This is a genomic window from Proteus genomosp. 6, from assembly GCF_040139785.1.
GTDB lineage: Bacteria > Pseudomonadota > Gammaproteobacteria > Enterobacterales > Enterobacteriaceae > Proteus.
Window position 1 is genome coordinate 369,842 of the sequence record NZ_JBEEVJ010000002.1, and the last position, 13,129, is coordinate 382,970.

Annotated in this window: 10 protein-coding genes; 2 read left to right on the forward strand and 8 right to left on the reverse strand. The window is 39.0% G+C overall.

Features of this window, described 5'->3' with window-relative positions; genetic code table 11:
• Positions 1–145 precede the first annotated feature (145 nt).
• Positions 146–1,252: an efflux RND transporter periplasmic adaptor subunit gene (locus tag ABN212_RS04185; RefSeq protein WP_196532939.1), complete on the forward strand. Its 1,107-nt coding sequence runs from the start codon at positions 146–148 to the stop codon at positions 1,250–1,252.
• A gap of 12 nt (positions 1,253–1,264) precedes the next feature.
• On the forward strand, positions 1,265–4,342 hold the full coding sequence (locus ABN212_RS04190) for a MexW/MexI family multidrug efflux RND transporter permease subunit (RefSeq protein WP_349442933.1): 3,078 nt from the start codon (positions 1,265–1,267) through the stop codon (positions 4,340–4,342).
• A 70-nt stretch (positions 4,343–4,412) separates the two neighbouring features.
• Here the strand turns inward: ABN212_RS04190 and ABN212_RS04195 are convergent, their stop codons facing one another.
• The 8 genes from ABN212_RS04195 to cutC all read right to left on the reverse strand — a co-directional run bounded on the left by ABN212_RS04195 (position 4,413) and on the right by cutC (position 13,091).
• The gene (locus tag ABN212_RS04195) at positions 4,413–5,666 is read right to left on the reverse strand and encodes a protein-tyrosine phosphatase family protein (RefSeq protein ID WP_349442934.1); all 1,254 of its coding nucleotides are present in this window, start codon (positions 5,664–5,666) and stop codon (positions 4,413–4,415) included.
• Between the two features lie 172 nt (positions 5,667–5,838).
• Positions 5,839–6,165: a DMT family transporter gene (locus tag ABN212_RS04200; protein WP_004245856.1), complete on the reverse strand. Its 327-nt coding sequence runs from the start codon at positions 6,163–6,165 to the stop codon at positions 5,839–5,841.
• A gap of 84 nt (positions 6,166–6,249) precedes the next feature.
• The gene (locus ABN212_RS04205; RefSeq protein ID WP_198620591.1) at positions 6,250–6,666 is read right to left on the reverse strand and encodes a DMT family transporter; all 417 of its coding nucleotides are present in this window, start codon (positions 6,664–6,666) and stop codon (positions 6,250–6,252) included.
• A gap of 35 nt (positions 6,667–6,701) precedes the next feature.
• Positions 6,702–7,406 carry a hypothetical protein gene (locus tag ABN212_RS04210; protein WP_349442935.1) on the reverse strand — a complete coding sequence of 235 codons (705 nt, stop codon included), beginning with the start codon at positions 7,404–7,406 and terminating at the stop codon, positions 6,702–6,704.
• 17 nt (positions 7,407–7,423) lie between these two features.
• A complete protein-coding gene (locus ABN212_RS04215) occupies positions 7,424–8,068 on the reverse strand; it encodes a phosphate propanoyltransferase (protein WP_198620593.1) in 645 nt (214 codons plus the stop codon).
• Positions 8,068–8,595 (reverse strand): BMC domain-containing protein, encoded by a 528-nt coding sequence (locus ABN212_RS04220; protein WP_349442936.1) that lies wholly within the window; start codon positions 8,593–8,595, stop codon positions 8,068–8,070. The genes ABN212_RS04215 and ABN212_RS04220 overlap by 1 nt, the downstream gene beginning before the upstream one ends.
• A 13-nt stretch (positions 8,596–8,608) precedes the next feature.
• The gene (gene cutD, locus ABN212_RS04225) at positions 8,609–9,559 is read right to left on the reverse strand and encodes a choline TMA-lyase-activating enzyme (protein ID WP_198620595.1); all 951 of its coding nucleotides are present in this window, start codon (positions 9,557–9,559) and stop codon (positions 8,609–8,611) included.
• A gap of 100 nt (positions 9,560–9,659) precedes the next feature.
• The gene (gene cutC / locus ABN212_RS04230; RefSeq protein WP_349442937.1) at positions 9,660–13,091 is read right to left on the reverse strand and encodes a choline trimethylamine-lyase; all 3,432 of its coding nucleotides are present in this window, start codon (positions 13,089–13,091) and stop codon (positions 9,660–9,662) included.
• Between the last annotated feature and the right edge of the window lie 38 nt (positions 13,092–13,129).

Sequence of the window (13,129 nt, forward strand, 5' to 3'; positions counted from 1 at the left end):
TCAAGCCAGTGGAATACTGACTTCTATGTTTAAGATCGTTGAGAAATGATTTATAGCAACGGCAAATAACCGTTATTTCAAAGCACTGTGGCAACAATTCAATCAATAAAAATAGAAAAATGCTCATCATGGGATAGGCAATAATATGAATAAAAAACTCACTTTTACCGTCTGTGCCTCGCTTTTTTTGCTCAGTGCAGGCGCGATGGTCTACGCGACAACTTCATCAAATGATGAGGAAACGCAGCAATTTGCTTACCCTCCAACAAAAGTGGCATTAGCAACCGTACAATCATCAAAATTACCCAACAATATGCAAGGGGTTGGAGAATTAGAAGCTGCGCGCCAAGTTTATTTAGCTGCTGAAACCAATGGTCGAATTGCTGTGATTAATTTTGAGTCGGGGCAAACTGTTAAAGCGGGTCAAGTTTTAGCGAAATTAAATGATGAACCTGAACAAGCCGAGTTATTACGTTTACAAGCGCAATTAACCAACGCAGAAAAACTCTATTCTCGAACCAGACAGCTTTATAGTAAAAATATGGTGGCAACAGCGCAATTAGATAGCACGTTATCAGAACGCGATATGATTGTGGCCTCCATTCGTGAAGTGAAAGCGCGGATTGCACAAAAAGCAATTAAAGCACCCTTTGACGGTATTGTTGGAATAAAACTTGTCCATGAAGGGCAATATCTTAATGCGGGTGAACGTGTTGCCTCACTCGTTGATGCAAGCCATTTAAAGCTCAATTTCTCCCTTGATGAACAAGCTGCACCGAAAATTTCAACCAAACAGCCAATCAATATCGAAGTCGATGCTTACCCAGATATTATTTTTACGGGTTCAATAAATGCGATTGATCCTCTTATTGGCCCTTCTCGTACAGTGCAAATACAGGCTGTTTTACCGAATACTGACAATAAATTAAAAGCGGGCATGTTTGCTCGTGTTCAAGTTACTTCTCCTGATAGTCCTATGGTATTAACCGTACCAGAAACGGCAGTCACTTATACTGCTTATGGAGATACCGTGTTTGTAGCGCAATCTGACAATCAAAAAAACCTTATCGCTAAGCGTGTCTCTGTGAAAGTTGGATTGCGCTACAACGGCATGATTGAAATAAAAGAGGGTTTAGCCCTTGGAGATCAAATTGTTTCATCAGGCCAAATTAAATTAAGTGATGGGATAGCAATTGAACCCATTGAGCAAGATACATTGGCGTTGGCTCAATCAGCAACAACAAAACCATAACGGGAGCTAATAATGAAATTTACCGATATTTTTGTTCGGCGCCCTGTTTTGGCGTTAGTTGTTAGCACGCTGATTTTTTTACTGGGCGCATTTGCGTTCAGTAAATTGCCCATTCGCCAATATCCGATGTTGCAAAATTCAACGATCACGATAGCAACGGATTATCCCGGCGCTTCATCTGAATTAATGCAAGGATTTGTGACACAACCGATCACACAAGCCGTTTCCTCTGTTGAGGGCGTGGATTATATTTCATCTTCTTCGGTACAAGGGAAAAGCTTAGTCACGGTGAGAATGGAGCTAAACCGTGACCCTACTCAAGCTTTAACGCAAGTGATGGCAAAGGTGAATCAAGTGCGCTATAAGCTACCTGAGCAAGCTTATGATCCCGTTATCGAGCTTTCATCTGGTGAATCAACAGCCGTTGCATATGTTGGTTTTTCTAGTGAACAGCTCTCTATTCCTGAACTAACCGACTATCTTTCTCGTGTTGTTGAACCCATCTTTTCATCTATTAATGGTGTGGCTAAAGTTCAAGTATTTGGCGGTCAACAACTGGCAATGCGCTTATGGTTAGATGCTGATCGACTAGCAGGACGCAATTTAACAGCCAGCGATGTGGCAGAGGCTGTTCGTCGTAATAACTATCAAGCCGCTGCGGGTAAAGTCGAGGGTGAGTTTGTGATTGCCAACGTTTATGTCAATACTGATCTCACTAATGTCGAAGAATTTAAAGATATGGTGATTAGTAATGATGGCAATAGTCTGGTGCGTTTACGTGATATTGGCACAGTGGAGCTTGGTGCGGCGGCCACCGAAACCAGTGGTATTATGAATGGCAAAAAAGCGGTATTTTTAGGTCTATTTCCCACACCAACAGGCAACCCTCTCGTTATTGTTGATGGTATTCGTGAAAATCTCGCTGATATTGAAAAAACCTTACCTCCAAGTGTTGAAGTGGAACTTGCTTTTGAAACTTCACGTTTTATCAAAGCCTCTATTGACCAAGTAGTACAAACATTAATTGAAGCAATTTTAATTGTTATTGCTGTTATTTATCTCTGTTTAGGCTCATTTCGCTCTGTTCTTATTCCTGTACTTGCCATTCCGTTATCTATGCTGGGTGCAGCAGGATTAATGCTTGCCTTTGGCTTTAGCATTAACTTACTGACTTTATTGGCAATGGTTTTAGCCATTGGGTTAGTCGTGGATGATGCGATAGTGGTTGTTGAAAATGTGCATCGCCATATTGAAGAAGGACTATCACCGGTTCAAGCGGCGCTAGTGGGTGCAAGAGAAGTTGCAGGCCCTGTTATTGCAATGACCATTACATTAGCCGCAGTTTATGCGCCTATTGGTTTAATGGCAGGTTTAACTGGCGCACTATTTAAAGAATTTGCGATAACACTGGCAGGTAGTGTGATTGTATCCGGTATTGTGGCATTAACCTTATCACCCGTGATGAGCTCATTAATGTTAAAACCAAAAGAAAATGAAGGCAAAATGGCAAAAATTGCCGAGTATGTCTTTGATAAATTGGCTCATTATTATGGTTACGTACTCAATTTTTCTTTAGCTAACCGCTGGTTAACCCTCGTTTTCGCCTTAGCCGTATTTGTCAGCTTGCCGTTTTTATATAGCCAGACAAAACAAGAATTAGCGCCTTCAGAAGATCAGGCGAGCGTCTTAACCGCCGTAAAAGCACCACAACATGCAAATTTAGCCTATGCAGAACGTTTTAATCAGAAGCTTGATGAAATTTATATGAGTCTGCCTGAAACAGATAGCACATGGATAATTAATGGCACAGATGGCCCTTCGGCAAGCTTTGGTGGGATCAACTTTGATGGTTGGGATTTACGTGACCGCAATGCAGATCAAATCCAAGCTGACTTGCAAAACCGCGTAAGTCATATTGAAGGAACCAGTATTTTTGCTTTCCAATTAGCTTCTTTGCCCGGTTCGGTGGGGGGATTACCTGTGCAAATGGTATTACGCAGCCCATTAGGTTATCCCGTTTTATTTGAAACAATGGAACAAATCAAACAACAAGCCAGAGAAAGCGGTCTATTTGTCGTGGTGGATAGCGATTTAGACTACAACAACCCTGTCGTTCAAGTTGCAATAGATAGAGCAAAAGCCAATAGTTTAGGTATTCGTATGCAGGATATTGGTGAATCACTGTCTCTGTTAGTCGGTGAACATTATATCAACCGCTTTGGTATGGATGGTCGATCTTATGATGTGATCCCGCAAAGTGTACGTCACCAACGTTTAACGCCAGCAGCACTTGCTGGGCACTATATTCGTACTCAAGATAATGTGTTAATTCCATTATCGACAGTGGTAAATATTACGACACAAGTTGAGCCTAATAAGCTCACGCAATTTAATCAACAAAATGCAGCAATTTTCCAAGCGATCCCCGCACCGGATATCACAATAGGGCAAGCAGTCGCCTTTTTAGAAAACGTAGCAGATTCATTACCTGCGGGCTTTAGCCATGACTGGCAATCTGATTCTCGCCAATTTACCCAAGAAGGAAATACCTTAGTCTTCGCTTTTATTGCGGCGCTTATCATTATCTATTTAGTGTTAGCCGCACAGTATGAAAGCTTGGTTGATCCATTGATTATTTTGATTACGGTTCCGTTATCGATTTGTGGTGCATTAGTGCCATTAGCTTTAGGTATAGTGACATTAAATATCTACACTCAAATTGGTTTAGTCACCCTGATTGGACTTATCAGTAAGCACGGTATTTTAATGGTGGAATTTGCTAATGAATTGCAAGTTCATAAAAACCTAAACCGACGTGATGCCATTATTGAAGCAGCAAAAATCCGCTTACGCCCTGTGTTAATGACCACGGCGGCAATGGTGATTGGGCTTATCCCACTGTTATTCGCTAGTGGTGCTGGGGCAAATAGCCGCTATGGATTAGGGCTAATTATCGTCTCAGGAATGTTAGTTGGCACATTGTTTACCTTGTTTGTATTGCCAACAATATACAGCTTTTTAGCGCGAAACCATCAAATCAGCGCCCAAACAGAACGTCAAAAACAGTTACAGCAAGTGGGTGAGTTGTAAGCCAGATAATAATAAATAGTAATGTCGTAAAAATAATCCCCATTGTGAATGCAATGGGGATTGTTTATAGCTATTTAAACAAATGTTGTTTTATTTTAATATCATCATTAAGTAGCGGTATATTATTATTTATTGCATATTTCAATAGTTCAGCAATTTGCTCAGGCTGATAAAGCGCTCGGACACTGCGTTTTTCTCTTAAATAAGAGATAATACTTTCTAAACTTTTTCCTTCTTTATTCCCAGATTGTTCTGCTTTCATCATCTCCATTAAAGCAATAAATTCCCCTGTTCTTCCTAATCCAGCAAGGCAATGAACCGCTATATTTTCTTTTGTTGGGTTTATTTTTAATTTATCGCCAATAACATTAATTGTATTTTTTAATTTTTTCGCATCTATTCCTGTATGATCAGCCCAATCATAAATATGGACAAATTTTATTATTCTATTTTCATTACTGTTTTCTTTAGTGACTAATTTAGTGTATGTTTTACAATCTAAACATGCTCCATTTTTTTTACTTAAAAACCACTTTTCAATATGACTAGAGTTTATATCATCTAAATTCAAATCTTCTCTAAAATATTTAAAACCTTCTTTTTCAAAATCACTTTTATTATATTCACCACCCGGTTTTGAGAGATCTTTTTTGATATCATCATTCGAAGCTAAAATATAAACTGTATTTATGTTATTATCAAATAGCATATTAAAATAATTTTTTAAACTCTCTTTATTATTTAATGGGTATTGAGATGCAATAGTTATATTAGAAGAATTATAAGAACTAACATTATTCGCTGGCAATGATACATCGCCTGATTTTATTAAAGTATCTGTACGATACGTTAATTCCTGACTATATCTAGAATTTTCAACCGATTGATAATCAGCGGAACTATATTTTAAACCATTTAAGTTATTAAATAACTGTTCAGCTTTTTCATTATACTTATCTGTGCCAGTACATTTTTTAACTGCAACTAAAAAATTCTCTCTCTCATTATGCAACTTTACTTCTTCATTAGATCGAGACAAATTTAACTTTGACATATCTACATGATTAATTTTTCGTCTAGAAAGTAATCTATTATCTACTATTCGTGTTTTAGGTGACAAGTCAGTAGGAAGACTATAAGTCGTATTTGATAATTTATATATTGATGAATCTGCTGGTGGTTTAGGAAACAGTATTGGATTAATTTCATTATGGCTATTTTTAATACTTATTATATTGTCCCGAGTACTATTTTTCACCTCTCCACTTGATCCTAATGAATTTGTAATAGGTACACTTATTGAATTAACTGGTGATAATATCATATCTATTCCCTTAAATATAAAACTGTATTATCTTATTAGAGAACGATTTGATATATAAAAAAAACACCTTTATAAACTTTATAAAAAACAAATTAAAATACCGATACAGTTTAATCACATATCGGCATTTAAGTTAAAAAGGTAAAATCACTATCTAATTTATAAAGTTAGCTTACATCGTAGAGAATGTATTCATAATTATCCCGCCAGAGATAATTAATGCCATTGAAAATATAGCGGGTAAGTCTGGTTTTTGTTTATATAGAATCATGGCAACTAAAGTCACCCCCACAATACCAAACCCACACCATAGTGAATACGCTACACCAACAGGAATATATCCCATTGCACGCGTTAAAGCGAAATAACAAATACAGTAAGCAGCAATCACTAAAACAGAAGGAGCTAATTTACTAAAGCCATTGGTCTTTTTGATCATCGACGTGCCGGTGATTTCAGAACCGATAGACAGCGCCAGCCATAAGAATCCGGTAAACATAATTGTTATCCTTATTTATTTTAACAAAACTCTTATTTATCAAAGATAAGTCTTATTAAAAATTAGATTTATTAAGAAATAGATTTATTTATTAACTGGCGATGCTGCCTGTTTAATATTAGGAGTTTCAGTTGTCTCTTCTTCCTCTTCTTCTGATCCCATTTTGGAGAAGAGATTCATAATCACAATACCACTGGCAATCACTGCCATACCTATTATTGCCGCAGTATCAGGATGTTGACCATAAAATAACATACCTAAAGAAGAAACCACTAAAATACCAGTACCAGACCACGTCGCATAAGCTAAACCAACTGGAATATTTTTTACTGCACGCGATAACGAGTAATAACAAATAACATAAAGAACAACAATTAAGCCTAATAATAATGTTTTAGTTGTACCTTCACTATTATCAAACATTTTTAAGGTAGAGGTTGCTGAGGTTTCTGAAATAATAACCGCCAGCATCCAAAGCCATGATTTAGCTTTTGGTGACATAATAAGACTCCTGAGTTATCAGATATAATTTAAGATTAATTTTTCAAACTTTTTAAATATTCAATAGCAGAATCCGTCAATTTATCTTTCGATAAATGATATTCTCCAGGTTTATTCATTACTTCATTTAAAGTAATATAGCGATTATTATTCTCTTGTTTAATTTCAGGTTTATATTCAGGTTTAGCTTGATAACTAATATCATGGTTTATTAAATTAGCTTCAACATCATTTATAGGATGAAACATAATACCCATTGATTTTAATCGACTAATATTTTCCTGAATAAGCAGGTTGTACTCTTTATTTTTATTTAAACCTAAAATTTCATTTAATTCACTTTCTGGTTGGCAAAAATAAGGTAATGCGATAACAGGAATATTTTGAGCGAGTGCAGAATGAATTAACTTCCCTTCTTCACTGATAAATAGCCCATTAATAATTTCACCCACCAGCTTTTTATCAAAATAAGGAACAAACAGTGCGTGATAAGTCGATAACTGCTGGCAATCGAACTCACTCGCGTTATGCATTTCTCCTAGATGACGCCATTTCGACAAATCATGGCTGACTTGTGCCTGTGTCGTAACAAAAAGAGAAAATCGGATATGAGAAAACGTGTTGATACGCTGACAGATTTCATCTTGGTATCCCGGTGCAGGTGTAAGCGCTAACAACACTGACTTTTTCATTCTTTTTTCTATTTCAGCGACTATCCTTTCAATTAACTGATTGTCCATTACGTCACCTCATTGCCTTAGCTGACAATAAATACGCTATCGTTGTTACGAAGTCCTGCTGCATTCGCCTCATCAGTATCTATATGAAATTCCAAAGCAAATTTCTCACTGACTCGAACAACGACCTCATCAAAAACCAGGCTACGCTCGCCTTCTGTTTTGACATGCACTTTTTGACCATTAGTGACGTTTAACATTCTGGCGTCAATTTCACTCATATGAATATGGCGTTGAGCACAAATCACTTGCTCTTTTAATTCAACATGACCCGCAGGTCCCATTAAAACAGCATTGCCAGAACCGGCTAAATCACCCGATTCACGTACTGGCGCTTTTACACCTAATGCAAAACAGTCAGCTTTTGAAATTTCTAATTGGCTTTGGGGACGAACTGGCCCTAAAACACGAACTTTACTGATCGAGCCTTTAGATCCCACAACAATCACACACTCTTTTGCTGCAAACTGACCCGGTTGTTTAAGATCTTTAAACGGGGTGAGTTGATAACCTTTGCCAAATAAGACTTCAACATCTTGCTGTGAAAGATGCACATGACGATTAGAAATACCAACAGGGATAGCCATTCCTTGCGTCTCTCCCAACATTACGCCATGTGCGGGTAAGCGAGAGAGAATTTTTCCCATGAGTTGTTGATTAATCATTATTTTTTACCTTTGCGGCTTTCTGGTTTGATCTCTTTTTTACTGCTTTGAGCTTTATCTGTAGCGGCCTTAGTTTCAGAGGCAATCTTTTGAACCTGTAAATCTACAACTGCTTTTGTAGCTTCAGGGTTTTCAACTTCGTTTTTAACAGGGGCTTCAACTCTTGTTTCAGCTATTTTTTCAGCCATTGTTTCAACGACTGTTTCAAGAGCAGTCTCTTGCGTTATTTCAGCAACGGCGAGCGCTTTTTTCTTACTTTTTACTGTCAGTAATTTAGTAATAACACTTAGCTCTGGTCTTGCGATCACTAATGATCCGATAACCAACTCTTTTTGGCTCACGACATCAACACCATGATCAATCGCTGTTTTAACAGCACTGATCTCACCTTGAAAACAGACGGATACCAACCCAGAACCCACTTTTCGGTACCCGATAATTTCCACGTTTGCTGCTTTACAAGCGGCATCAGCTGCCTGAATGGCTGCAGTCAACCCTCGAGTTTCAATCACACCTAAACTGTTCATCTTTCTCTCCTACTTAGTGGCGGACAAGACGGATATCGAAATCAAATTTCTTAAAGAAGGCTTCTAAGCTGTCAAGCTCTTCAGGCGTATAACTGGGATCAGTTTTCATTGGGTAAATCATTTCCAATTTTTCGTATTTATTACGTCCAAATTGGTGATAAGGGAGAATATCGATGCGCTGAAGATTACCGCGTTTTGAAAGTTCCATTGCGTAGTTAATCGCGCCAGTGATCGCATCATAAGAGTCGTTATAACCTCGCACTAAAGGCATACGGACAACCACATTTGCACCAAGATCCATTAAACGCTCTAGATTACGGCGGACATTCTCATTACCAATGCCAAACAACGCTTTATGCTGAGTGGTATCAATGTGTTTGATATCAATAAGAAATTGATCAACAACTTCCGCTAATTTTTCATAATTCGCCACATTAGTGGTTGCTTGTGTTTCCACGGCGGTATTGATCATCATCTTTTTACATTCTCGTAAAAGCGCAACCGCAAAATCAGTTTGTAAACTCATTTCACCGCCACCGATTGTGACACCACCTCCTGAAGAGATGTAAAAGTCATAATCTTGCATGATGATTTTCATTAACTCAGAAACAGAAACATCTTTTCCCATAATATCAAGCGCATCAGAGATACACACTTCTTCACATTTGCGACAACCAATACAATCAACAGCGCGATCAACACGATGAACTTGTTTACCACTTTCATTGGTTGTCATGTAATGAACACCCGCCGGACAAACATCAACGCATTTACCGCAATCTACACATTTGTCGCGAGAGTACATCACCTGAAATTCACTGCTAAGACCTTCTGGATTTGAACACCAAGGGCAGCGGATATTACAGCCTTTTAAAAAAACGAGAGTACGAATACCATCACCGTCATAAATAGAGTATTTCTGGATATTAAATATCCGACCTCTTGTTTCTGCCGCCGTCTCCATCTTTACGCCTCCAAATCTGCATCAAACATCCCTGTTCGATAAATTTAAATCTTGTCTTGTCGATTAAAAGGGATAGCCTGTGCCATCCCTATGGCTATGATTAGAATTTCTCAATCACAGTACGACTGATAATTTCATCCTGAACTTCTTTACATAATTCAACGAAGTAAGCACTGTAACCTGCAACGCGAACAATCAAATCGCGGTATTTTTCAGGCTCTAATTGCGCTTTTTTCAGTACTTCATTATCAACATAGCTAAATTGCATCTGGCCGTTACCCAGAATTGAAGCCGTTCTTAATAAGGTAATTAAACCTTGGCGTCCTTCATTAGTATCTAACAAACCTTTCAGGAATTTGAAGTTATGAACCATACCGATATTCATAGTTTCAACATTCATCTTACTGATTGATTTGATGATTGCTGTTGGACCATGTTTATCTGCGCCTTGTGTTGGGCTGATACCATCTGACAATGGTTTCCATGCAAAACGACCATTTGGTGTGGCAGCCGTTAATTCGCCAATTGGTGTATTGTTAGAGATAGATAATGTGCCGTGGCTCAGAGTGGAATAGAGCATTTTGTATTTACGGCATTCACGCTCAGTCCATTCCGTAATATCTAACGCATATTGGTCAACAACATCGTCGTCGTTACCAAATTTCGGTGCATTTAAGCAGTCACGTAAAAGCTCGTCATGACCTTCAAAGTTAGCTAATAGCGCATCACGAATTTGCTCTAAGGTGTATTTCTTATCTTCATAAACAAGTTTGCGAATAGCCGCCATTGAGTCCACATAAGTCGCTAAACCTGAGAAAATCAGACCTGGGCCATGGTTAACCATCGCACCACCCGCAGTGACGTCTTTACCTTGTTCCATACAGCCTTCAACCAGCAGAGACATTAATGGTTTCGGTGCAACATCGCGATGAACACGCTGGCTGATCACCGTACCGATTGCCGATAAACGAACGATATGTGCCACTTGCTCTTTTACAGCGCGGTCGAAATCTTCATAAGTACGCAGGTCGCGTAAATCGCCTGTATCTAAACCTTGATAGCTATCAAACAGCACCATACGACCACGGTTTAATACAAATTCAATTGCGATAGGCCATTGGGTATAACCTGTTGATGTCCACTGATAAATACGACCTGATTTTTGTGGCTCAACACAACCCATCAAGCAGTAGTCTCGTGCATCTTCAAAGTCGAAGCCTTTACGCAGCATCATCTTGATATGAGAATCATCGAAGTGACAGGCTGGGAAACCCATACCCGCTTTTACTACATCAACGATTTTTTCCATATATTGCTGTGGTGATTGGTTATGAATACGACATGCGAGTGATGGTTGATACACTTTCACAAAGCGCACAGCATCCATAATCAAGTAAGTTAAATCGTTACATGCATCGCCACCAGAGCGTTTTTGTCCACCGATAGTTAAGTTGATAAATGGTTGATAACCTGCAAAATATTTCGCACCTAACTCACTCGACATCCACATTAATTCAGCACATTTGATGATAAAGGCTTGCATCATTTCCAGTGCTTGTTCACGCGTTAAACGCCCTGATTTGATATCGTTTTCATACATTGGGAAGCAGTATTGGTCTAAACGACCTAAAGAAAGACCTGTTTGGTTTTCTTCTACTTCAAACAATGACTCAACTGTCCAAATACTTTGCAATGCTTCTTGTAGCGTTTTTGGTGGGTTAGCGGGTACATTTTCGTTGACTTGAGCAATCGTCAGTAACTCTTCACGACGTTGTGGATCACGCTCTTTTGATGCTAATTCACGCGCATATTCTGCAATGCGATGTGAGTAAGCAATGACACCTTCACAACTTTCAATAGATGCTTTGTAGAAGTAGATACGGTCGATATCAGCAGGGTTTTCCATGCTTAATTCAGCCAGTTTGGCTTGCGCATCGGCTTTAATACCGTTCATACCTTTAGTGAAAAGCAGTACGTCATAACCAGGACAAGTATCGCCACCACCATTAATTTGGTGATAAGAAAGGTCACTGACAAAGGTTTCACCACTAAATTCCCACACACCCGCTTCACGATATTGTGCTTCGCAGATCTCATCTAAAGAACGACCTTCCCAGAATGGAACAATCTCTTCGCGAATAACTTTTTTGTCTTCTTCTGAAATTTGGAATGGATCTTGTGGACGTGTGCTCATGGTATCGAGTTCATCACGAACCCAGCGCCATGCGATATCAGGAGAGAAAGCACCAGCACGCGCTTTTCCACAAGGATGTCCCACAATCAGCTCTTCATCTTGAATTAAGATAGGTGCGGTTTCACATGCGCGACGGAAAGCTTTAGCGCGCAGTAAAATTGCTGGTAACCCCGGGTTATTACGAACAATTTCAGTAAATGCTAATGCTCTATAAATAGAGACACTTGGACGTGCTTCTAAATAGCGATTACGTAAGCGTTGTAAGCGAGGCGTTAAACCTTCCATTACTTTGAATTCGCCCGCATCAGCACTTGGTGCTGCAACAAAATTTGCAGAAGGTGCAGCGTATTGAGGTTGTGAATTCACACGGCCATTATATAAACGCACTTGCAGTGAGCTGTGTAAGGTTGACAGATTAGCGCGAGCTGATAACAGCATCTCTGACAGTTCGTTGATGCTGACTCGTGGATCGTTAATATCCACACCCTGTGTCATTGCATCAAACATTGGGTAACCATCAACTTCTTTGGTTGCGCGCACTTCTGAAAGCTCCGCTAATTTCAGCCATACGCTTTCAACAATTTCATAGGCTTGTGCTTGCGTTAAGCGACCTTGGTCAATATCACGTTGATAGAATGGATATAACGCTTTATCAAATCCCATTGGGTTGATTGCGTAACTACCATTTTCCAGATGTAAAACTAATTGCAGTAAATAGAATACTTGAACCGCTTCTTTAAAGGTTTCTGCTGGTTTTGCAGGGACTTTACGTAATACAGTCGCACTATCTAATAATTCAGCTTTACGGTATGGGTTACCTTCCATTGCTGCTAAATTCTCTGCTTTTGCAGACAGAATTTGTGCGAAATACAGTGCTGCATCACATGCATAAATAGCTGATTTACAGTAATTAGCTTCGTCCATACTGCTACGATTTACGGCACTACCAATACTTCTAATTCTGTCTTCAAGCTGTGCTTTAATTGCTAAGAAACCTTGGTTTACCACCAGCATATAATCAGGTGATGCAACGCTATTATTAATACTTAAGAAACGGTAGATAGAATCACTACGCACTTCTTCTTCAGAGTGAAAAATCGCACCGCGTGGTGTTGATGACTGGCTGCCGATAATCAGTTCATCTTGTGCAATATAGCTTGGAAAATGGCGGATAAACTCATAAAAACGCTGTGCAGGTTTAATCGCTTGAGGAACACCTGCAATGCTGTTGTCTAATGAATCAAAAATTGTCGCACGCTCTGTACTGATTGAGCTATTACGTGAAACTAAACGTTCTGCCAGCATTTTTACGCGTGGCGTCAAAGAATATTTGGCCATGTGAGGCTCTCCTGATGTTCTTTACTTGACCTAATCGG